The sequence below is a fragment of the Mesorhizobium cantuariense genome, assembly GCF_042647205.1.
GTDB classification, from domain to species: Bacteria; Pseudomonadota; Alphaproteobacteria; order Rhizobiales; family Rhizobiaceae; genus Mesorhizobium; species Mesorhizobium cantuariense.
In genome coordinates, this window is sequence record NZ_JBHRVD010000001.1 from 7581307 (window position 1) to 7601719 (window position 20413).

Genomic DNA, 20413 nt, shown 5'->3' on the forward strand with positions numbered 1-20413 from the left:
GCGGGGTGAAACACAAAAAATCTCGTCGGTGCGGGATGCCAGGATCGGTATCCCGCACCGCACCGACGAGCCCCTTGGCCAGGTTTTTGAGCCCGGCATCCGCCCCCGCGGATCTGAAAATTCCTTGCCCCAGGCATGTTCCAAACGGCCTGGTCAGTGAGTTGCGGCTCTGCCATCACCCTCCCGTGGCTGCTCCGAACTCTTTGTCACGGTTTGGATTTCACGCCGGGGTTGCCCGGTTGTCAACAAAAAGCTGTGACTTTTTTTGGGTGTTTTGCCCGAAAGTATGGGTAATTCCTTTAAAAGCGTTTGAATTACCTTAGAATCGGTCAAAGCGTTACCTCCGGGGAGCCAGATGGCCCAGTCCAAACGACACGGCGAAATCCTGCGGCTATTGCAGGAAGAGGGGACCGTCACCATCGCCAGCCTGGCCGACCGGCTGGGCGTGTCGCTCGAGACTGTGCGCCGCGACGTCAAGCCGCTCACCGGTGACGGCTCTGTCCTCAAGATGCATGGCGCCATCGGCCTGCCGTCGATGATCGGAGAAGCACCGTTCGAGCGGCGCATGCGTGAGAATGCCGACGCCAAGCGTGTCATTGCCCGCATGGTCGCCGCCACCATCCGCGACGGGGAATCGATCATGCTCGACACCGGCACGACGACCTCGTTCCTTGCCCGTGAACTGCTCGGCCACCGGCGCCTGACGGTCGTCACCAACTCGTCGGACATCGCCCGCACGCTGGCCACCATCAACGGCAACAAGGTCTACATGGCCGGCGGCGAGCTGCGCAGTGATTCCGGCGCTGCCTTCGGCGCCTCGGCGATCGACTTCGTCAGTCGCTTCTCGGTCAGCCACGCCATCATTTCCACCGGCGCCATCGATGCGGGGATGGGCGTCATGGATTACGATCTGGAAGAGGCCGAGTTCGCCCGCATGGTGCTATCGCGCGGCCAGCGTTCGCTCGTCATCACCGATCACTCGAAGTTCGGCCGCCTGGGCCTGGTCCAGGTCTGCGGCTTCGACAGCTTTTCCGAACTCGCCACCGACCGCTCGCCGCCGCGCGACATAGCCGCCGCCCTTGCACAGGCCGGCGCGCGGCTCAGCATCGCCGGCGAAGAAGCCGGGTTTTAGCCAAACACCAGCGACTGGTGGGCGCACACGCCCGCAAAGGTACCACCCGATACCGCAAAGGCGATGTTGTGCATCGAGCGTGCCGCGTCGCCGGCGGCGTAGACGCCGGGCACAGTCGTCTGCTGCCTTTCATCGACTGATATCACCGGGCCGAGGAGGCCTTCGGTAAAGCCGCAGCCGAGCTGTTCGGCCAGCGAGCTCGCCATGGTGTTGCGCGGTGCCGTGAACATCGCCCTGACGCCGGCCTTTCTGCCGTCGTCGAGGTGGACGATCAATCCGCCGGAGCCGTCTTCCCGTAGCTCGATGACAGTGGTGGGCTCAAACCGCACCTTTCGGCTCTCCAGCGCGCGCATCTGATCTGTGTCGGGCTCGAACAGGCCATTGCCGAACAGCGTGACATCGCCCCAATCGGCGATCAGCTGTGCCTGATGCAGTGACATCGGACCGGTCGCGAGCACGCCGAGCGGCCCGCCGGAAACTTCGTAACCGTGGCAATAGGGGCAGTGCAGCACGCTCCTGCCCCAGAGCTCGGCAAGCCCGGCAACCTCCGGCAGGATATCGCGCACCCCGGTGGCCAGCACCAATCGTGCGGCGCCGAATGTCTCGTCGCCATCGGTGGTGATCTCGAAATCGCTGCTGCCGGCGGCAACGGCCTTGTCGGCGCGCTCGCTGACAACCCTGGCTGTCGGGTAGGCCAGCAGCTGTCGCCTTGCGTCAGCCAGGATTGCGCCAGGCGCGCGTCCGTCCTGGCCGAGGAAACCGTGCGAATGCTCGGCAAAACGGTTGCGCGGCTGGCCGGCGTCGATCACTAGCACCTTGCGCCCCGCCCGCGCCACCTGGATGGCGGCGGCTAGGCCGGCAAAGCTGCCGCCGACGACGGCAAGATCATACTGCATGGCTGGAGACTCCAATGAGGTCAAAACGGCGGCGGAAATCGGCGGTCAGGTCGGCCAGCGTGATGCGGCTCAGCTTCTCCGCCAGCAGCCTTTCGGCCGCGACGCGAAAATCGTCGAGGACGGCGATCACCGCTTGCTCGACGAGGCAGCCGGGGCTTTCCGGCTCGGTGCTGAACGGCAGCAGCGTCTCGCCAAGCGCTGCGCTGATCTCGGCCAGGGATATTTTCTCGGGCGCCCGCCCGAGCAGCCAGCCGCCGCCATGCCCGCGCGACGAGGTGACGATGCCGGCATCGCGCAAGCCTGCGATGGTACGGCGGACAACGACCGGGTTGGTGTGGATGAAGGTGGCAAGCTGCTCGGAGGTCAGCGCCTGTTCGGGCTTCTCGGCCATGTGGACGAGAATGTGCAGGGTCGAGGAAAGCCGGCTGTTGCGTTTCATGTAACTTAATTAGTTACGATTATTGGAGCCGTCAAGTGTTCGCCGGTCGCCACTTCCCAGCATCGCCTCCGCCGTGTTTAGTCCGGCCATGGCTTTCACCATCCGCCAGTTGCAGTTCTTCATCGCCGTGGCCGAGCAAGGCACGGTCTCGGGCGCCGCGCAGAACCTGTCGATCTCGCAATCGTCGGTCACCGAAGCGATCAAGGAGCTCGAAAGCGATCTCGGCGTCGAACTGTTCGAACGCCATCCGCGCGGCCTCAACATCACCCACAAGGGCCACCAGTTCCTGCGCCACGCGACCAAGATCCTCGCCGACGTTTCCGACGCGCGCCGCTCTTTCTCAGGTGAGCAGGCGGTGGCGGGCGGCCGGCTGCAACTCGGCGTCACCTCGCTGGTCGCCGGCTATGTGCTGTCGGATCTGCTTGCCCGCTACCGCCGCGCCTATCCCGGTGTCGAGGTCTCGGCCATCGAGGACAATGGCGACTACCTCGAACATCTCTTGATCGGCGGCAAGCTCGACATTGCCGTCATGGTCACCTCCAATTTGCGCGACCGCACCGCGTTGCAGTCGGAAATTCTCGAAGTCTCGGCTTACCGGCTGTGGCTGCCGCTCGGCCATCCGCTCGCCAGCGCCGACATCATCAGCATTGGCGACATTGCCTCCGAAACGCTGATCATGCTGACCGTCGACGAGATCGAGGAAAACACCGGCAAGCTGCTGACGGCGATCGGCGCCAGGCCGCATGTCGCTTTCCGCACCCGCTCGGTCGAAGCAGTGCGCAGTCTCGTCGCCACCGGCGCCGGCGTGGCGCTGCTGCCCGACCTCGTCTACCGGCCCTGGTCGCTGGAAGGCGACCGCATCGAATCGCGCGATATTTCGGGCTCCTTGCCGGTGGTGCAGGTCGGTATGGTCTGGCGGCGTGGCTCCGGCCTGCCGCAGGCGGCGCGCGATTTCATCGGCCTTGCCCAGTCGCAGCGGACGGTCCGCCAGCGGCTCTAGAAGATCATCTGTAGACCTATCGGAAAAACCGATATCGCCTTTCTGATAAATGAATTTGCGAAACCGGAAATTTCCAAGCACCTTCCGTTTCAGGGACCAAGCCGCCGGCAGAGCGGCATATGTCCGTTGGACGAGGTGACACTTTTTCAGTCTGCGCGTGACCCTCTAGCGAAAACCGGAACCGGTTTTCGGGGGTCAGGCGCCAAAATGGGAGATCGACGATGAATTCATTCCTGAAGTCATGCACTGCTTTGACGGTCGCGCTGACCTTCTCCGGTCAGGCCGTCGCCCAGGTCAAGGAACTCGGCAAGGGCGAAGGTCAGGTCAACATCGTGGCCTGGCCGGGCTATATCGAGCGCGGTGAAACCGACAAGGGCTATGACTGGGTGACCTCCTTCGAGAAGGAGAGCGGCTGCAAGGTCAACGTCAAGACCGCCAACACCTCGGACGAGATGGTCTCGCTGATGAACGAGGGTGGTTTCGACCTCGTCACCGCTTCAGGAGATGCCTCGCTGCGCCTCGTTGCCGGCAAGCGCGTGCAGCCGATCAACACCGATCTGATCCCAAGCTGGAAGACGGTCGACGAGCGCCTCAAGGACGCACCGTGGTTCACCGTTGGCGGCGTCCACTACGGCGTTCCCTACCAGTGGGGTCCGAATGTCCTGATGTACAACACCGACGTCTTCAAGGAGGCTCCCAAGAGCTGGAACGTCGTGTTTGAAGAAATGAAGCTGCCGGACGGCAAGTCCAACAAGGGCCGCGTCCAGGCCTATGACGGGCCGATCCACATCGCCGATGCCGCCAACTATCTGATCTCCCACAAGCCGGAACTCGGCATCAAGGATCCCTACGAACTGACCGAGGACCAGTACAAGGCGGCGCTTGACCTGCTGCGCGTCCAGCGCACGCTGGTCGGCCGCTACTGGCATGACGCCGCCATCCAGGTCGACGATTTCCAGAACGAGGGCGTCGTCGCTTCCGGCTCGTGGCCTTTCCAGGTCAACACGCTGGTCGCCGCCAAGAAGCCGATCGCGTCCACCATTCCGGAGGAGGGCGCGACCGGTTGGGCCGACACCACGATGATGGAGGCCGACTCGGCCAACCCCAACTGCGCCTATATGTGGATGGAACATTCGCTGTCGCCCAAGGTGCAGGGCGATGTCTCGGCCTGGTTCGGTTCGCTGCCCGTCGTGCCCGCCGCCTGCAAGGGCAATGAGCTTTTGACCGACGAGGGCTGCAAGACCAACGGCTACGAGAATTTCGAGAAGATCAAGTTCTGGAAGACGCCGGTGTCGAAATGCACCACTCAGAACGATCAGTGCGTGCCCTACTACCGCTGGGTGTCGGACTATATCGGCGTCATCGGCGGGCGGTGATTTTTCTTACCCTCCCCCTTGTGGGGAGGGTCGACGCATAGCGTCGGGGTGGGGTGTGAGGCACCCCCACCCGCGGCTTTGCCGCGACCTCCCCACAAGGGGAGGTAGGACGTCGCGCGACATCAACACATCAAACCGGCAACGGACTGACAGCCCATGACCTCCGCCGTCTCCTTCCAGAAAGCCTCGCGCCATTTCGGCAGCGTGCGCGCTGTCGACGCTGTCGATCTCGACATCGTGCCCGGCGAGTTCTTCGCCATGCTGGGGCCGTCCGGTTCCGGCAAGACCACCTGCCTGCGCCTCATCGCCGGCTTCGAGCAGCCGACATCGGGCTCGATCTCGATCTTCGGCGAACGCGCCGAGGGCGTGCCGCCCTATCGCCGCAACGTCAACACCGTGTTCCAGGACTATGCGCTGTTCCCGCATCTCAACGTGCTCGACAACGTCGCCTACGGGCTGATGGTCAAGGGCGTCGGCAAGGCTCAGCGGCACAAGGCGGCGGAAGAGGCGCTGTCACTGGTGCGGCTGCCCGGCTATGGCACTCGCCGCCCCGGCCAGCTTTCCGGCGGCCAGCGCCAGCGCGTCGCACTCGCCCGTGCACTGGTCAACCAGCCCAAGGTGCTGTTGCTCGACGAGCCGCTCGGCGCGCTCGACCTCAAATTGCGCGAGAACATGCAGGAGGAGCTGAAGTCGCTGCAGAAGGCGCTCGGCATCACCTTTGTCTTCGTCACCCACGACCAGGGCGAGGCGCTGTCGATGGCCGACCGCGTCGCCGTGTTCAACGATGGCAAGATCATGCAGATCGGCACGCCAGAGGATATTTATCAGCGGCCGAAGACCCGCTTCGTCGCCGATTTCGTCGGCTCCTCCAATGTGCTGCCGCCGGACTTCGTCCAGCGCTATTCCGGCCAGCATCGCTGGGGCAGCCTGCGTCCCGAATCCATTCGCGTCGGTCGCGCGGCCAGTGGCGAAGGCGTGTCCGCCCGCCTCGTCTCGACCAATTATCTCGGCGCCACGACGAAACTGTCGCTCGATGCCGACGGGCTGCGGCTGCACGCCATCGTGCCGGCCGGCACGGCTTTGCCGGCAGAAGGCGAGGCGGTCGTGCTCACCTTCAACCGCGAGCACCTGCATTTGATGGATGAGCCGGCATGAGGATGGTTTGCGCGCAGCGCCCCCCTCTGTCCTGCCGGACATCTCCCCCTCTAGGGGGGAGATTGGCAGTTTCTCGGCCTCGCCAACTCTGTAGCCTTGGCGACTGGCGAAACCAGAAGGGACAGCCAATCTCCCCCCTAGAGGGGGAGATGTCCGGCAGGACAGAGGGGGGCGCGAAGGATCGCGGCCTCTCGCATAGTCTCCGCCAAGACAGAGCGGTGCCATGACGATCGCCGCGCTCAACTCCAATCCTGCACCCGCCATCCTGCCGGGCAGCGGCGGTTTGCGTGGCGCGCTGTCGGACCTTTTCTGGCGCAAGCCGAAGGTCCTGCTGCTGCTCATGCTGCTGCCGCCCGTGCTGTGGCTCGGCATCGTCTATATCGGCTCGCTGTTTGCGCTGCTGGCGCAGAGCTTTTTCTCCATCGACGAGTTTTCCGGCCTCATCAACCGCCAGTTCACCTTGAAGACCTATGGCGACCTGTTGCAGGCCGCCAATCTCGACATCATCCTGCGCACGGTGACGATGGCGGCTCTGGTCACGCTGGCCTCGGCCGTCATCGCCTTCCCCATCGCCTATTATGCGGCGCGTTATGCGCGCGGCCGCTGGAAGGCGCTGTTCTACCTCGGCATCATGCTGCCGCTGTGGTCGAGCTATCTGGTCAAGATCTACGCCTGGAAGCTGATCCTGGCAAAGGAAGGCATCCTCACCTGGCTGTTCGGCAAGCTGCATCTGCAATGGGTGATCGACGCCTGGCTGTCGCTGCCGGTCGTCGGCGGCAATTCGCTGTCGGTGTCGTTCACCGGCACCTTCATCGTCTTCGTCTATGTCTGGCTGCCGTTCATGATCCTGCCCGTACAGGCGGCGCTCGAGCGCGTGCCCGGCAATCTGGTCGAGGCCTCGTCCGACCTCGGCGCTTCGCCCGGCCAGACCTTTCGCAACGTGCTGTTCCCGCTGGCGCTGCCGGGCATCGTCGCCGGGTCGATCTTCACCTTCTCGCTGACGCTCGGCGACTACATCATCCCGCAGATCATCGGCACTTCGCGGCTGTTCATCGGTCAGGCCGTCTATTCGCAGCAAGGCACCGCCGGCAACATCCCGCTCGCCGCCGCCTTCACCGTGGTGCCGATCGTCATCATGGGCTTCTATCTCTGGGGCGCCAAGCGCATGGGGGCTTTCGATGCGCTCTGACGGTTCCCAGTCGGCTCCGCTCAGCCTGAAGATCGCCGCCGCCTGCGGCCTATTGTTCCTGCATCTGCCGATCCTGCTGATCTTCGTCTATGCGTTCACCACCGAGGAGAAGAGTTTTGTCTGGCCGCCGCCCGGCCTGACGACGCAATGGTTCGCCGTTACCTGGAACCGGCCGGATGTCTGGCAGGCGCTGTCGCTGTCGGTCAGGGTTGCCGCGATCTCGACCGCGATTGCTTTGGTCCTCGGCACGCTCTGTTCGGCGGCGGTGTCGCGGACAAAGTTCTTCGGCCGCGAAACCATCTCGCTGCTGGTCATCCTGCCGATCGCGCTGCCCGGCATCATCACCGGCATCGCGCTGCGCTCGGCCTTTTCGCTGGCCGACATCCCGTTCTCGTTCTGGACGATCGTGCTTGGCCACGCCACCTTCTGCGTCGTCGTCGTCTACAACAACGCCGTCGCCCGTTTCCGCCGCACCTCCGGCTCGATGATCGAGGCATCGATGGATCTCGGCGCCGATGGCTTCCAGACCTTCCGCCATGTCGTGCTGCCCAACATTGCCACGGCGCTGCTTGCCGGCGGCATGCTGGCCTTCGCGCTGTCCTTCGACGAGGTGATCGTCACCACCTTCACCGCCGGCCAGCAGCAGACGTTGCCGATCTGGATGCTGGAAGAGCTGATTCGTCCGCGCCAGCGCCCGGTCACCAATGTCGTCGCCATGGTCGTGGTGCTGGTGACGCTGCTGCCGATCCTTGCCGCCTATTACCTCACCCGCGACGGCGACCAGATCGCTGGAAGTGGGAAATGAAAAACAGCGAATAGGGAGTAGCGAATAGCGAATAGGGAAGATCGACGGTCAAACCCTATTCGCTATTCGCTACTCGCTACTCGCTCCTGTTAAGGGAGAACCTACATGGACACCCAGATGCTGATCGGCTCGAGATTCGAGAAGGGCACCGAGACCGAGGAACCGATCCTCAATCCAAAGACCGGGGCGACCATCCTCAACCTGCCCGAGGCCAGCCAGGCACAGATCGAGGCGGCGGTCACTGCCGCCGAACAGGCATTCGTCTCGTGGTCGCGCACCACGCCGGCGCAGCGCTCCGGCTATCTCCTGAAGATCGCCGACCGCATCGAGGCCAACGCGCAGGAGTTCGCCACGCTCGAGGCGCTCAACTGCGGCAAGCCGATCAACGCCGTGCTCAATGACGAAATCCCGGCCATCGTCGACTGTTACCGCTTCTTTGCCGGCGCCGTCCGCTCGATGCCGGGCGTCGTCGCCGGCGAATACATTCCCGGCCACACCTCGATGGTTCGCCGCGATCCCATCGGCATCGTCGCTTCCATCGCGCCATGGAACTATCCGCTGATGATGATGGCCTGGAAATTGGCGCCGGCGATCGCCGGCGGCAACACCGTCGTCTTCAAGCCGTCCGAGCAGACACCGCTGACGGCGCTGAAGCTTGCCAAGATACTTGCGGAAATCCTGCCGGAAGGCGTGGTCAATGTCGTGCTCGGCCGCGGCGACAGTGTCGGCAACACGCTGATCAACCATCCCAAGGTCAACATGATCTCGATCACCGGCGATGTCGCCACCGGCAAGAAGGTGCTGCAGGCAGCCGCGAAGTCGGTCAAGCGCACGCATCTCGAGCTCGGCGGCAAGGCGCCGGTCATCGTCTTCGACGACGCCGACCTCGGCGCCGTGGTCAACGGCCTGCGCGCCTTCGGCTATTACAATGCCGGCCAGGACTGCACCGCCGCCTGCCGCATCTACGCCGGCAAGAAGATCTACGACAAGCTCGTCGCCGACCTGTCGTCGGCCGTCTCGACCATCAAGTACAACCGTCCCGATGACACCGAAAACGAGATCGGTCCGCTGATTTCGCGCCGCCAGCGCGACCGCGTCTCCAGCTTCGTCGAGCGCGCCTCGGAACTGAAGCACATCGAGATCACCACCGGTGGCAAGCCGGGCGAGGGCTCCGGCTTCTACTACCAGCCGACCGTCGTTGCCGGCGCCCTGCAGGAAGACGAGATCGTCCGCCGCGAAGTCTTCGGCCCTGTCGTCTCGATCACCCGTTTTTCCGAGGTCGACGAGGCGGTGAACTGGGCCAATGACAGCGACTACGGCCTGGCGTCATCGGTGTGGACCAAGGACGTTTCGCGCGCCATGGCGACGGCCGCCCGCCTGCAATATGGCTGCACTTGGATCAACACCCATTTCATGCTCACCAACGAGATGCCGCATGGCGGGCTGAAGCAATCCGGCTACGGCAAGGACATGTCGCTCTACGCACTGGAAGACTACACCGCCGTGCGCCATGTGATGGTGGCTCACAGCTAGCGCATAGTGCGCCCGCCCTTCTCCCCTTGTGGGAGAAGGTGGATCGGCGCGTAGCGCCGAGCCGGATGAGGGGTGTTCCAGCTTGACGCCAGCTTACCCCTCACCCGGATTGCCAACCGATTTGTGAAGGACAAATCGGGGCAATCCGACCTCTCCCACAAGGGGAGAGGTAAGGCTGCTCAGCCACTACTCGACGATGCGATAGATGTTCCACAGGCTGGTGCCCGATACGACATAGGGCTCGATCTCCTTGCCCCATTTGGCGTGCGCGTCGATCTTGCCGATCTTGGCGAAGAACGCCTCCAGCTTGGCAAGGCTTTCGACCTGGTGATGCGATTCGACCGTCGCTTCCCGCGCCCCGATCGAACCGGTCATGATCTGGAATTCCAGCTCGTCGAGGCCGACCTGCGAGCCGATCTCGCGTTCCCATTTCTTCAACAGGTCGAGTACGGTCTGCTTGTGTCCGAATTTGGCGTCGATCTGCCATCTGGCGCTGAACATTGTCTTCTCCTCCTCCAGGGTTGCGGCCAGAGCATGATCCCGAAAAGTGGTATCCGGTTTTCGGAAAAGATCATGCTCCGGCACTAGAAACGGAGCCTCATCCCGATTCGATCGGGATGGACGGCCCCGCGGTTGACCTACTCGTCCCAGGCTTGCACGACGGTCTGTCGTGCGATCCGCCCGTCCTTCAACTCCAGCATCGCCGCACAGAACACCTTGGTGCCGTCCGGATAGGCGCAGGCCTGGGTGAAGGCGAGGTTATCGCCGTCGGCGATGGTGGTGTCGACCTTATGGGTCATCGCCCGGCTGCAGATGTCGTCCCAGAATGTGGTGATCGCCGCGCGCCCGCGGATTTCGCGCGGCTTGCTCGGCGGGTTGTTGCGGTCGATCACCCGCACCAGCGCGTCGTCGGCATAGAAGCTGGACAGCATCTTGCCGTCACGGCCTTCGATCGCCTTCTTGATCGCCGCGCCGTCCACTGTTTGGGTCTTGGTAAGCATTTCATCCTCCATTGGCCCGTCTTCCGACCGGGCGGTTGATGGTCGAAGTGCTGCCCGGCGCTCGTCGCCGGGCAGGGATTTCTTCACTGCGACTTCGCCTTGACGGCCGCGAACACGTCGTCGGCCTGCTTCTTGAAGGTCGTCAGATCGATCTGGCTGCCGTTGAGCATCGTCGACAAGTGGCGCACGATCGCGGCCATCGCCACCGCCTCCTTGATCTCCTCGTCGCTGGCGCCGTTGAGCTTGGCCGCCTCGGTGTGGAAATAGATGCAGTACTGGCACGGGATCTGCGCCGCGACGGCGAGCCCCAGCAGTTCCTTGGTCTTGCCGTCAAGCGCGGTCTTTGGGTTGAGCTGCACGCCCTTGATCTCGGCCCAGGCGCCGGCAACGGCAACATCCGGCAGCGTCTTGAACATGTCCGGCACCGAGCCGAGCGTCGCCTCGATGTCCTTGTAGGCAGCCGCCGCGGACGCATCCTCGGCCTTTGCGGGAGCGATAGCGAACAACACTCCAACGCCTGCCGCTATCACAAGCGATTTGAGTGTCCGGTTCGACTTCAGCATTTCCTCCTCCGTTCACAGCGCCTTTCCCGGCGACATCCGCCTGGCCGGCATGGGAGAATTGATAGCGCTTGCGCGCCCTTGGCCGCTTCGACCGAAAGCGCCATGGCTCTCATGGCCCGTCGTCCGGGCCAGGGTGCCTGGCCGAAAAGGCTGCTGCTGCCGCCCGCGACGGCAGGTCCAGCTTGAGCAGTATGTTGGCGACATGGCGCTTGACCGTGTGTTCGCTCTGCCTCAGTTCGGCGGCAATCGCAGCATTGCTCTTGCCGTCGGCAACGAGGCTGACCACCTCGCTTTCGCGCGCTGTCAATACGGCCGGCTCGGCCGCCTTGGGCTTGGGCCGGCAGGCGGGTTCCAGATGCTGTTCGGAGGTCGCATGGACCAGCGCCAGCGGCTCTTCCAGTTCGTCGACGCTGATGCGCCCGGCATCGGTGAAATGAAGGCCCGATCCAGTCGCCAGGTCGGCGATCAGCCGCGACGCGGGAATGTCGCCGCGGCCGGCATGGGAGGCGAGTTGCATCGTCACCCGTGCCGTCATCCCAACGGGCGGACCGCGCACTTCGATCTCGCCGACATGCGCTCCTTGCGCGCTCGCCACACCGATTTCCTGCGCCGCATCACGTAACGCCGCCGCGCAGCGTATGGCGCGTGCCGGGCCGTCGAAGCGCGCTATCATCATCTCGCCATGCAGGCCCGCCGAGCGTCCGCAATGGCGCCCGACCAGCAGCCGCCAGGTTTCCTGGAAGCGCTGGCTGCGTTCGCTCCACATGCGGTCGCCGAGCCGCGCGGTGTCGTAGATGCGTGTCACCAGCAGTGCTGCCAGCACGCGGTCACCTCGGCCACGGCTCGCCCACCGGTCAGGAACTCCTCGATCAGGTCGACCAACCGGTCGACATCGCCGGTCCAGATCGGATGGTCGCGTCCGGGAATCTCGATCAGCTGCGCATTCGGGATTTTTTTGGCCAGGAAGCGGCTGGCGTCGGGGTCGACACGTGCATCGTTGCGGCGATGGATCAGCAGCGTCGGCGCACGGATTGCCGTCAGCACGCCGCGCACATCAATTTCCGCGTTCATGCGCGCCAGCGCCGCCGCCGCAGTCGGGCTCGCCGACAAACGTTCGAAGCGAGCCCACCACTGGGCGAACCGGAAATCATCGACGCGACCGGGCGCGAAATGGGGCAGAGTGGCGCCGGTGCCCCAGGCTGTCTCCGCCATGTCGATGAAAGCGTCGAGGCGTTCGGGCGACATCACCCATTTGTGGAACTGCGCATAGCCGCCATAGAGCGCCAGCGCCCGCGTCCGCTCAGGATACGTGGCGGCGAACAGCATCGCCATCGGCGCGCCTTCGGAGGAGCCGAGCAGCGCCGCACGGCCGCTGCCGGCGGCGTCCATCACCGCGCGCACATCGTCCATGCGCGTTTCGAGACTGGGCAGGTTATGGGCGTCGACGCGGTCGGAAAGACCGGTACCGCGCTTGTCGAACAGGATCAGCCTCGAGAATGCCGAAAGCCGCTTCAAGAGCCTGGTATAGCCCTCGTCTTCCCAGTGCAGGTCGAGGTTGGAAATGAAGCCCGGCACGAAGACGAGATCGAACGATCCCTGCCCGACCACCTGATAGGCGATCCGCACATCGCCGCTACGGGCGTATCGCGTCTCGATCGGCCTCACGAGATTTCCACCCCGGCCTGACGATTTCTGATCGTCAAACCATAGCAGAACAGCGCAGATTGCGGCAGTTTAAACTTTAGCGATCGAGAATATAAGCAAGCACGGCCCGGCGGCTATTCTTGCGAGGCGGCGACATCGGCCGGGGAGGCCTTGAGCCCGAGTTTGAGGTCGGCTTCAGCCGGCGTGATCGGTCGCCTGATCTTGACGGAGGCGGCCACCACCAACTCGTTGAAGTTCCCAGTGCCGTCGTCCAGCATCTCGAAGAACTGCCGCCGCATCCTCGGCTCCCAGAACTTGTTGATGTGCTCGGCGACGCCTGCAATGCCTTCCTCGCGCGGCTTGGAATGGAAGAAATCGGCGATCTGGTTTGCCATGCGCACCAGCTTCTCGGCGGTGCTCATGATGTGTTCTTCGTCATGCGACATGCTTGGCAACTCCGCAAACCACCCGGTCGGGGTGGGTGAAAATATCAAAATCGTCGCCGCGAACCAGCGCCACCAGCGTCATGCCGGCCTCTTGCGCAATGCGGATGGCCAGTGCGGTCGGCGCCGAAACGGCGATGATGCAAGCCGAGCCGATAGAAGCCGTCTTCTGCACCATTTCGACCGAAACCCTGGATGTCACCACGACGGCACCGGATGCGCCATCAATGCCAGCCCTGGCCAGCGCGCCGGCCAGCTTGTCCAGCGCATTGTGACGGCCGACATCTTCGCGCGCCATGACGATGCCCTTATCAGGCACATAGAAGCCGGCAGCGTGCACGGCCCCGGTCTCGGTGTGCAGCGGCTGCACCTTGGAGAGGAGCTTGACCGAGCGGACGATGTCGTCGGCATCAAGCGTAAGCTTTGACGCACCAACAGCATCGACCGAGCGCATCGCTTCCTCGATCGATTCGATACCGCAGAGCCCGCAGCCGACCGGGCCGGCCAGTCGCCTCCGCCGCGCCTCGAAACGCGTGTTGGCGCTGTCCTTCAACCGGATCTGGATGTCGATGCCGGCGCCATGGCCCTCGACCTCGATGGCTTCGATCTCTTCGGGCAAGGCGATGATGCCTTCGGTCAGCGAGAAGCCGAGCGCGAAATCCTCGAAATCCGCCGGGCTTGCCATCATCACCGCATGCGTGGTGCCGGCAAAGGAGAACGCAACCGGCGTCTCTTCCGGCACCATGCGATTGGCCGCCGCAGTGCCCGACGCGCGGTGGGCAAGGCGGGAGATTTGGGTGATGGCAGGGCGTTTGCGAGTCACGAGGCGCGCCCCTCTGTACACCTTCGCAGCATCTGTGGAGGCTCGCGCCTTTCCTCTCCCCCGTCGATCGGGGGAGAGGTGTCAAGCGAAGCTTGACGGAGTGGGGGTCGACTGCTCGCCAGATACGCCGGGTTGCCTGCTCTTTGGGTTGTGCCCGACTTTCGGTGGCTGCGTGTTGCGGGGCCGGCTTCCCCCACTCCGTCGCTGCTTCGCAGCGCCACCTCTCCCCCCTCCGGAGGGAGAGGAAAGGAGCCTGGAGTTCGCGCGCTTTCCTCTCCCCCGTCGATCGGGGGAGAGGTGTCGAGCGAAGCTCGACGGAGTGGGGGTCGACCAGCCGTCAAGATTGAAGCTCTTATCGTCGAATGCCTCGCCAAGACTACTCCGCTGCTTGCAAAGACGCGATGCGCCGGCTCTGCTTGGCCTGCTCGTCATAGTCGCGCTGCCATTCCGACGGCCCGTTGGAGGCGCCGACCTGCACCGCCGTCACCTTGTATTCCGGGCAGTTGGTCGCCCAGTCGGAGAAGTCGGTGGTGATCACGTTGGCCTGCGTGTCCGGATGATGGAACGTCGTGTAGACCACGCCGGGCGACACCCGGTCGGTGATCAGCGCGCGCAGCGTCGTCTCGCCCGAGCGGCTGGTCAGCCGCACCCAGTCGCCGTCGCGCAAGCCCCGGTTCTCGGCATCGTGCGGATGGATCTCCAGCCGGTCCTCTGAGTGCCACATGATGTTGTCGGTACGCCTGGTCTGCGCGCCGACATTGTACTGGCTGAGGATGCGGCCGGTGGTGAGCAGCAGCGGGAAGCGCGGCCCGGTCCTTTCGTCCGTCGCCACATATTCGGTGCGGATGAACTTGCCCTTGCCGCGCACGAACCCATCGATATGCATGATCGGCGTGCCGAGCGGCGCCTTCTCGTTGCAGGGCCATTGCACGGATCCGACACGGTCGAGCAGCTGGAAGGAGACGCCGGCGAAGCTCGGCGTCGTCATCGCGATCTCGGCCATGATCTCGGAAGGATGCTGATAGTTCCAGTCCAGCCCGATGGCGCGGGCAAGCTCCTGCGTCGCCTCCCAATCGGCGTAGCGCGCCTTCGGTTCCAGAACCTTGCGCACCATGTTGATGCGGCGCTCGGCGTTGGTGAAGGTGCCGTCCTTCTCCAGGAAGGTCGAGCCCGGCAGGAAGACATGCGCGTAGTTCGCCGTCTCGTTGAGGAAAAGGTCGTGCACGACGACGCATTCCATCGCGGCAAGGCCGGCTGCGACATGCTTGGTGTCGGGATCGGACTGCAGAATGTCTTCGCCCTGGATGTAGATGCCCTTGAAGCTGCCGTCGACGGCGGCATCCAGCATGTTGGGGATGCGCAGGCCGGGTTCGTCGTCCAGCTTCACGCCCCACAGGCTCTCATAGATATCGCGCACCGCTTCGCCGGAGATGTGGCGATAGCCGGGCAGTTCGTGCGGGAAGGAACCCATGTCGCACGAGCCCTGCACGTTGTTCTGGCCGCGCAGCGGGTTCACGCCGACGCCGGGCCGGCCGATATTGCCGGTGGCCATGGCGAGATTGGCGATCGCCATCACCGTGGTCGAACCCTGGCTGTGTTCCGTCACGCCGAGGCCGTAATAGATCGCGCCGTTGCCTCCGGTGGCGTAGAGCCGCGCAGCACCCCGGATGAGCTCGGGATCGACGCCGGACAATTTGCCGACGGTTTCGGGGCTGTTTTCCGGCAAGGCGACGAACGATGCCCAATCCTGGAACTCCGTCCAGTCGCAGCGTTCGCGGATGAAGGCTTCGTCGAACAGGCCCTCGGTGACGATCACATGCGCCAGCGCCGTCAGCACGGCAACATTGGTGCCGGGCTTCAGCGGCAGGTGATAATCCGCTTCAACATGTGCCGACTTGACCATCTCGGTGCGCCGCGGATCGAGCACGATCAGCTTTGCACCCTGGCGTAGCCGCTTCTTCAGCCGTGAGGCGAACACCGGATGGGCGGAAGCCGGATTGGCGCCGATGATGACGGCGACGTCGGTATAGTCGACCGAGTCGAAATCCTGCGTGCCGGCCGAGGTGCCATAGGTCTGGCCGAGCCCGTAGCCCGTCGGCGAGTGGCAGACGCGCGCGCAGGTGTCGACATTGTTGTTGCGGAAGCCCTGCCGCACCATCTTCTGCACGAGGTAGGTTTCTTCATTGGTGCAGCGCGACGAGGTGATGCCGCCGATCGCGGTGCGTCCGTACTGGTACTGGATACGGCGGAATTCCTTCGCCGTATGGGCGATCGCCTCTTCCCAGCTCACCTCGCGCCAGGGATCGGTGACCTTTTCCCGGATCATCGGCGACAGGATGCGGTCCTTATGGGTGGCGTAGCCATAGGCGAAACGGCCCTTCACGCAGGAATGGCCGTGGTTCGCCTTGCCCTCCTTGTAGGGCATCATGCGAATGACCTCGTCGCCCTTCACCTCGGCCTTGAACGAGCAGCCGACGCCGCAATAAGCGCAGGTGGTGACGGCCGAGCGTTCCGGCAGACCCTTGGCAAGCACCGTCTTCTCGCGCAGCGCATCGGTCGGACAGGCCTGCACGCAGGCGCCGCAGGACACGCATTCCGAATCGATGAACGCCTCGTGCATCCCTGCCGAAACCCTGGATTCGAAACCGCGTCCCTCGATGGTCAGCGCGAAAGTGCCCTGGACCTCTTCGCAGGCCCGCACGCAGCGCGAGCAGACGATGCATTGCGAGGCATCATAGGTGAAATAGGGGTTGGATTCGTCGCGGGCGATGTAATCGACCGCCAGCGAGCCATGGCCGGGCGCCACGCCGTTTTCCTGCTTGACGTGGTTGCGGCCCTCGATGCCGTAGCGGTTCTCGGTCAGGCCGATCGACTTCGCCACCGCATCGAACTCGCTGGCGCCGGTTCCGGCCTGTTCGTTCCAGCCGGTCGGATGGTCGGAGACGTAGAGTTCCATGACGCCACGGCGAATGGCGTCGAGCCGCTCGGACTGCGTACGCACCACCATGCCTTCGCCGACAGGTGTCGTGCAGGACGCCGGCGTGCCGCCGCGCCCTTCGATCTCGACAAGGCAGACGCGGCACGAACCGAAGGAGTCCAGCATGTCGGTGGCGCAAAGCTTCGGGATCTCGACCCCGCCTTCCATCGCGGCACGCATGATCGAGGTGCCTTCCGGCACTGTGATGCTGCGACCGTCGACGTTCAGCGTGACCTGCTTCTGCGCATTCGATTGCGGGGTTCCGTAGTCGATCTCTTCGACGAGGGATGGGAAGTCGGCCTTGATGTTCATCTGCCAGCTCCTATTCGGCAGCCACACGCACGGGCGCGGGCTTGAAGTCGTCGGGGAAATGGGTGATCGAGCTCATGACAGGGTAGGGCGTGAAGCCGCCCAGTGCGCACAGCGAGCCGAATTTCATCGTGTTGCAGAGGTCGGTGACCAGAGCGAGGTTCTTCTCCGGCTCGATGCCCGCGACTATTCTGTCGATGGTCTCGACACCGCGCGTCGAGCCGATGCGGCAGGGCGTGCACTTGCCGCAACTTTCGATGGCGCAGAACTCCATGGCGAAGCGCGCCTGCTTCAGCATATCGGCGGTGTCGTCGAACACCACGATGCCGGCGTGGCCGATCAGCCCATCCTTGGCCGCGAAGGCTTCATAGTCGAATGGCGTGTCGAACAGCGCGCGCGGGAAATAGGCGCCGAGCGGCCCGCCGACCTGCACTGCCTTGACCGGACGCCCCGTGGCCGTGCCGCCGCCGATCTCGTCGACGATCTCGCCCAGCGTCATGCCGAAAGCGGCCTCGAACAGGCCGGCATATTTCACGTTGCCGGCGATCTGGATCGGGATCGTGCCGCGCGAGCGGCCCATGCCGAAATCCTTGTAGTAGGCGGCACCCTTGTCCATGATGACAGGCACCGAGGCCAGCGAGATGACGTTGTTGATCACCGTCGGCTTGCCGAACAGCCCCTTATGCGCCGGCAGCGGCGGCTTTGCCCGCACCATGCCGCGCTTGCCTTCGAGCGAGTCGAGCAGCGCCGTTTCCTCGCCGCAAACATAGGCGCCTGCGCCGACCCGGATCTCCATGTCGAAAGCGTAGGGCGAACCCAGCACGCTGGCGCCAAGAACGCCGGCCTTGCGGGCGATCTCGACGGCCTTGTTCATCGCCGCCACCGCATGCGGATACTCCGAGCGGACATAGACAAAGCCCTTGGTCGCGCCCGTGGCTATACCGGCGATCGTCATGCCTTCGATCAGCACGAAGGGGTCGCCCTCCATGATCATGCGGTCGGCAAAGGTGCCTGAATCGCCTTCGTCGGCGTTGCAGACGATGTATTTGCGGTCGCCAACGGTATCGAGCACCGTCTTCCACTTGATGCCAGTCGGGAAACCAGCGCCACCGCGCCCGCGCAGTCCGGATTCGGTCACTTGGGCGACAATGGCGGCAGGCGTCAGTCCCAGCGCGTTCGTCAGTCCATTCAACCCGCCATGCTTCTTGTAGGATTCCAGTGACAGCGGATCCGTTACGCCGCAGCGCGCGAAGGTCAGCCGCGTCTGCTTGGCCAGGAAGGGGATCTTGTCCGGCGCGCCCAGCCAGCGCTTGTGATGGCCGCCGGTGAGGAAGCCGCTGTCGAACAGGCTTTTGACGTCGGACGACTTGACCGGCCCGTAGGCAACGCGGCCGTTCGCCGTCGCAACTTCGACCATCGGTTCGAGGAAATAGGCGCCGCGCGAACCGTTGCGCACGATCTTGGCCTCGATGCCGCGCTCGGCCAGTTCGCCGGCGATCGCCTTGGCGACCTTTTCGGCGCCAAGCGCCAGCGCACCGGAATCAGCGGGAATGTAGATACGCGGGATCATGAGCGCACCTCTGCAACGATCTCGTCGAGCTTCTCGTCATCGAGCCGCCCGATCACCTGGCCATCGAGCATTGCGGCGGGCGAACAGGCACACAGGCCGAGACAATAGACCGGCTCCAGCGTGACCGAGCCGTCGCGGGCCGTCTCATGGAAGCCGATGCCCAGCAACTGCTTCAGTTTGGCGGCGATGGCGTCCGAACCCATGGACTGGCAGGATTCCGCCTGGCAGAGCTTCAGCACATGCCGGCCTGCCGGATGGCTGCGGTAGTCATGGTAGAAGGTAACGACGCCGTGCACCTCGGCCCTGGAGATGTTCAACGCTTCGGCGATGACAGGCAGCGAGTCGTGCGGCACATGGCCGAACTCTTCCTGGATGCCGTGAAGGATCGGCAGCAGCGGGCCTTCGAGACCCTTCAACTCCTGGATGATCGCGGCAGTGCGCGATGTGATCTCGGTACTTGCAGGCTGCATCGTCACGCAGCGCCCTCCCTGGTCGATAGCTTTTTACCGCTAAGTCTTTACAAAATCAGAGGAAACCCTCTGAATCAATAAAGCTGTTTCGTTGCTCGATAGAAATTTTCTATCAAGCTCTGGCAGCCAGCATTGTTTAGCCTAGCGACGGGCGTGGAAATCGTCCGCCAGCGCCATTGCCTCGTCCAGCAGCGCCGAGACCAGCGGCGTGTGCGGTTCGCGCGGCGCCGCCACCAGGCCGACCGTGTGGCTGGCGTCCGGTTCGACGATCGGAATGGCCCGGATCGGTTCGGAAAAGCCGAATGTTTCCGCCAGGTTGAGCGGCATGATCGAGGACCATTTGCCGGTGCGGATGTGCGAAAACAGCACGATCATCGAATTGGATTCCAGCGTCGGCCGCACCTGCACGCCGGCTTCGGCCAGATGCTGGTCGATGATGCGGCGGTTCTGCATGTCCGGCGTCAACAGGCACAGCGGCAGGCTTGAGAGCTCCGCCCATGTCACTTTGTCGCGGTCGGAATAGGGATTTCCCATCGCGGTGATCAGTTGATAGCGCTCGTTATAGAGCGGCACGCTGGTCACCCGCCCCAGCGGCTCGTTGTCGAGATAGGTGATGCCGGCATCGATGTCGAAATTGCCGAGCAGCGACAGCACCTCGATCGAGGTTCGCGACAGCACCGAGAAGGTGACGCCGGGGTGCTTTTCGCGGAACGGCGTCGTCAGGCGCGGCAGCATGGCGAGCGCCGTCGGAATGGCGGCGATGCGGATGCGGCCTGACAAACCGTGGCGTGCCGCCCGCATTTCCTCGCGCATGGTCCTGGTATCGCCGACGATTCGACGCGCCCACACCAGCACCTGTTTTCCCTCCGGCGTCAGCCCCTGGAAGCGTGAGCCGCGCAGAACCAGCATGACGCCAAGCTGGCCTTCCAGCTGCTTGATTCCGGCCGACAGCGTCGGCTGGGTAACGCCGCACACCTCCGCTGCCCGGCCGAAATGCTCCTCCCTGGCGAGCGCGATGAAGAATTCCAGCTTGTCGATCATGCGATCTTTCCGGTCGTTCGTTGCAAGGTCGGGGAAATCGCGCTTCA

At 63.9% G+C, this 20413-nt stretch carries 20 protein-coding genes; 7 read left to right on the forward strand and 13 right to left on the reverse strand.

The annotated features are described in order from the left end of the window. The first annotated feature begins 355 nt into the window (after window positions 1–355). Window positions 356–1132 (forward strand): DeoR/GlpR family DNA-binding transcription regulator, encoded by a 777-nt coding sequence (locus tag ACFOJ9_RS36955; RefSeq protein ID WP_378986839.1) that lies wholly within the window; start codon window positions 356–358, stop codon window positions 1130–1132. Here the strand turns inward: ACFOJ9_RS36955 and ACFOJ9_RS36960 are convergent. After that, on the reverse strand, window positions 1129–2028 hold the full coding sequence (locus ACFOJ9_RS36960; protein ID WP_378986841.1) for an NAD(P)/FAD-dependent oxidoreductase: 900 nt from the start codon (window positions 2026–2028) through the stop codon (window positions 1129–1131). The genes ACFOJ9_RS36955 and ACFOJ9_RS36960 overlap by 4 nt on opposite strands. Then, entirely contained in the window at window positions 2018–2467 is a 450-nt protein-coding gene (locus ACFOJ9_RS36965) for an RrF2 family transcriptional regulator (RefSeq protein ID WP_378986843.1), read from the reverse strand. The genes ACFOJ9_RS36960 and ACFOJ9_RS36965 overlap by 11 nt, the downstream gene beginning before the upstream one ends. Window positions 2468–2555: 88 nt before the next feature. Here ACFOJ9_RS36965 and ACFOJ9_RS36970 point away from each other — a divergent pair, with 88 nt between their 5' ends. The 6 genes from ACFOJ9_RS36970 (at window position 2556) to ACFOJ9_RS36995 (ending at window position 9525) form a co-directional block, all read left to right on the forward strand. Further along, window positions 2556–3467: a LysR substrate-binding domain-containing protein gene (locus ACFOJ9_RS36970; RefSeq protein WP_378986845.1), complete on the forward strand. Its 912-nt coding sequence runs from the start codon at window positions 2556–2558 to the stop codon at window positions 3465–3467. A 221-nt stretch (window positions 3468–3688) separates the two neighbouring features. Next, window positions 3689–4843 (forward strand): ABC transporter substrate-binding protein, encoded by a 1155-nt coding sequence (locus tag ACFOJ9_RS36975; RefSeq protein WP_378986847.1) that lies wholly within the window; start codon window positions 3689–3691, stop codon window positions 4841–4843. Between the two features lie 156 nt (window positions 4844–4999). Continuing rightward, window positions 5000–5998, forward strand: coding sequence for an ABC transporter ATP-binding protein (locus ACFOJ9_RS36980; RefSeq protein WP_378986849.1), 999 nt, complete (start codon window positions 5000–5002; stop codon window positions 5996–5998). Between the two features lie 223 nt (window positions 5999–6221). After that, window positions 6222–7187, forward strand: a complete 966-nt coding sequence (locus tag ACFOJ9_RS36985) for an ABC transporter permease (protein WP_378986851.1) — start codon at window positions 6222–6224, stop codon at window positions 7185–7187. Next, on the forward strand, window positions 7177–7992 hold the full coding sequence (locus ACFOJ9_RS36990; RefSeq protein WP_378986853.1) for an ABC transporter permease: 816 nt from the start codon (window positions 7177–7179) through the stop codon (window positions 7990–7992). The genes ACFOJ9_RS36985 and ACFOJ9_RS36990 overlap by 11 nt, the downstream gene beginning before the upstream one ends. Window positions 7993–8097: 105 nt before the next feature. Then, entirely contained in the window at window positions 8098–9525 is a 1428-nt protein-coding gene (locus tag ACFOJ9_RS36995; protein ID WP_378986855.1) for a gamma-aminobutyraldehyde dehydrogenase, read from the forward strand. Window positions 9526–9711: 186 nt separating this feature from the next. Here the strand turns inward: ACFOJ9_RS36995 and ACFOJ9_RS37000 are convergent, their stop codons facing one another. The 11 genes from ACFOJ9_RS37000 to ACFOJ9_RS37050 all read right to left on the reverse strand — a co-directional run bounded on the left by ACFOJ9_RS37000 (window position 9712) and on the right by ACFOJ9_RS37050 (window position 20366). Next, on the reverse strand, window positions 9712–10026 hold the full coding sequence (locus tag ACFOJ9_RS37000; RefSeq protein WP_378986857.1) for a hypothetical protein: 315 nt from the start codon (window positions 10024–10026) through the stop codon (window positions 9712–9714). A 137-nt stretch (window positions 10027–10163) separates the two neighbouring features. After that, window positions 10164–10526, reverse strand: a complete 363-nt coding sequence (locus tag ACFOJ9_RS37005) for a nuclear transport factor 2 family protein (protein ID WP_378986859.1) — start codon at window positions 10524–10526, stop codon at window positions 10164–10166. Window positions 10527–10609: 83 nt separating this feature from the next. Continuing rightward, window positions 10610–11089 (reverse strand): carboxymuconolactone decarboxylase family protein, encoded by a 480-nt coding sequence (locus tag ACFOJ9_RS37010; protein WP_378986861.1) that lies wholly within the window; start codon window positions 11087–11089, stop codon window positions 10610–10612. Between the two features lie 109 nt (window positions 11090–11198). Next, complete coding sequence (locus tag ACFOJ9_RS37015; protein WP_378986863.1) at window positions 11199–11912, reverse strand: helix-turn-helix transcriptional regulator; 714 nt, start codon at window positions 11910–11912, stop codon at window positions 11199–11201. Beyond that, on the reverse strand, window positions 11891–12754 hold the full coding sequence (locus tag ACFOJ9_RS37020; protein ID WP_378986865.1) for an alpha/beta fold hydrolase: 864 nt from the start codon (window positions 12752–12754) through the stop codon (window positions 11891–11893). Before ACFOJ9_RS37020 ends, ACFOJ9_RS37015 begins: the two co-directional genes overlap by 22 nt. A gap of 113 nt (window positions 12755–12867) precedes the next feature. Next, a complete protein-coding gene (locus ACFOJ9_RS37025; protein WP_378986867.1) occupies window positions 12868–13179 on the reverse strand; it encodes a formate dehydrogenase subunit delta in 312 nt (103 codons plus the stop codon). Further along, window positions 13169–13999 (reverse strand): formate dehydrogenase accessory sulfurtransferase FdhD, encoded by an 831-nt coding sequence (gene fdhD / locus ACFOJ9_RS37030; protein ID WP_378986869.1) that lies wholly within the window; start codon window positions 13997–13999, stop codon window positions 13169–13171. Before fdhD ends, ACFOJ9_RS37025 begins: the two co-directional genes overlap by 11 nt. A 376-nt stretch (window positions 14000–14375) precedes the next feature. Then, window positions 14376–17288 (reverse strand): formate dehydrogenase subunit alpha, encoded by a 2913-nt coding sequence (fdhF, locus tag ACFOJ9_RS37035; protein ID WP_378986871.1) that lies wholly within the window; start codon window positions 17286–17288, stop codon window positions 14376–14378. 10 nt (window positions 17289–17298) lie between these two features. Then, window positions 17299–18855, reverse strand: coding sequence for a formate dehydrogenase beta subunit (locus ACFOJ9_RS37040; RefSeq protein WP_378986873.1), 1557 nt, complete (start codon window positions 18853–18855; stop codon window positions 17299–17301). After that, window positions 18852–19325 (reverse strand): formate dehydrogenase subunit gamma, encoded by a 474-nt coding sequence (locus ACFOJ9_RS37045; RefSeq protein WP_378988302.1) that lies wholly within the window; start codon window positions 19323–19325, stop codon window positions 18852–18854. The genes ACFOJ9_RS37040 and ACFOJ9_RS37045 overlap by 4 nt, the downstream gene beginning before the upstream one ends. Window positions 19326–19466: 141 nt before the next feature. After that, a complete protein-coding gene (locus tag ACFOJ9_RS37050; protein ID WP_378986875.1) occupies window positions 19467–20366 on the reverse strand; it encodes a LysR family transcriptional regulator in 900 nt (299 codons plus the stop codon). Between the last annotated feature and the right edge of the window lie 47 nt (window positions 20367–20413).

Excerpts from the sequence above, each read along its gene's own strand:
- ACFOJ9_RS36955 (WP_378986839.1), top strand. The coding sequence starts at position 356 with ATGGCCCAGTCCAAACGACACGGCGAAATCCTGCGGCTATTGCAGGAA.
- ACFOJ9_RS36960 (WP_378986841.1), bottom strand. The coding sequence starts at position 2,028 with ATGCAGTATGATCTTGCCGTCGTCGGCGGCAGCTTTGCCGGCCTAGCC.
- ACFOJ9_RS36965 (WP_378986843.1), bottom strand. The coding sequence starts at position 2,467 with ATGAAACGCAACAGCCGGCTTTCCTCGACCCTGCACATTCTCGTCCAC.
- ACFOJ9_RS36970 (WP_378986845.1), top strand. The coding sequence starts at position 2,556 with ATGGCTTTCACCATCCGCCAGTTGCAGTTCTTCATCGCCGTGGCCGAG.
- ACFOJ9_RS36975 (WP_378986847.1), top strand. The coding sequence starts at position 3,689 with ATGAATTCATTCCTGAAGTCATGCACTGCTTTGACGGTCGCGCTGACC.
- ACFOJ9_RS36980 (WP_378986849.1), top strand. The coding sequence starts at position 5,000 with ATGACCTCCGCCGTCTCCTTCCAGAAAGCCTCGCGCCATTTCGGCAGC.
- ACFOJ9_RS36985 (WP_378986851.1), top strand. The coding sequence starts at position 6,222 with ATGACGATCGCCGCGCTCAACTCCAATCCTGCACCCGCCATCCTGCCG.
- ACFOJ9_RS36990 (WP_378986853.1), top strand. The coding sequence starts at position 7,177 with ATGCGCTCTGACGGTTCCCAGTCGGCTCCGCTCAGCCTGAAGATCGCC.
- ACFOJ9_RS36995 (WP_378986855.1), top strand. The coding sequence starts at position 8,098 with ATGGACACCCAGATGCTGATCGGCTCGAGATTCGAGAAGGGCACCGAG.
- ACFOJ9_RS37000 (WP_378986857.1), bottom strand. The coding sequence starts at position 10,026 with ATGTTCAGCGCCAGATGGCAGATCGACGCCAAATTCGGACACAAGCAG.
- ACFOJ9_RS37005 (WP_378986859.1), bottom strand. The coding sequence starts at position 10,526 with ATGCTTACCAAGACCCAAACAGTGGACGGCGCGGCGATCAAGAAGGCG.
- ACFOJ9_RS37010 (WP_378986861.1), bottom strand. The coding sequence starts at position 11,089 with ATGCTGAAGTCGAACCGGACACTCAAATCGCTTGTGATAGCGGCAGGC.
- ACFOJ9_RS37025 (WP_378986867.1), bottom strand. The coding sequence starts at position 13,179 with ATGTCGCATGACGAAGAACACATCATGAGCACCGCCGAGAAGCTGGTG.
- fdhF (WP_378986871.1), bottom strand. The coding sequence starts at position 17,288 with ATGAACATCAAGGCCGACTTCCCATCCCTCGTCGAAGAGATCGACTAC.
- ACFOJ9_RS37040 (WP_378986873.1), bottom strand. The coding sequence starts at position 18,855 with ATGATCCCGCGTATCTACATTCCCGCTGATTCCGGTGCGCTGGCGCTT.
- ACFOJ9_RS37045 (WP_378988302.1), bottom strand. The coding sequence starts at position 19,325 with ATGCAGCCTGCAAGTACCGAGATCACATCGCGCACTGCCGCGATCATC.
- ACFOJ9_RS37050 (WP_378986875.1), bottom strand. The coding sequence starts at position 20,366 with ATGATCGACAAGCTGGAATTCTTCATCGCGCTCGCCAGGGAGGAGCAT.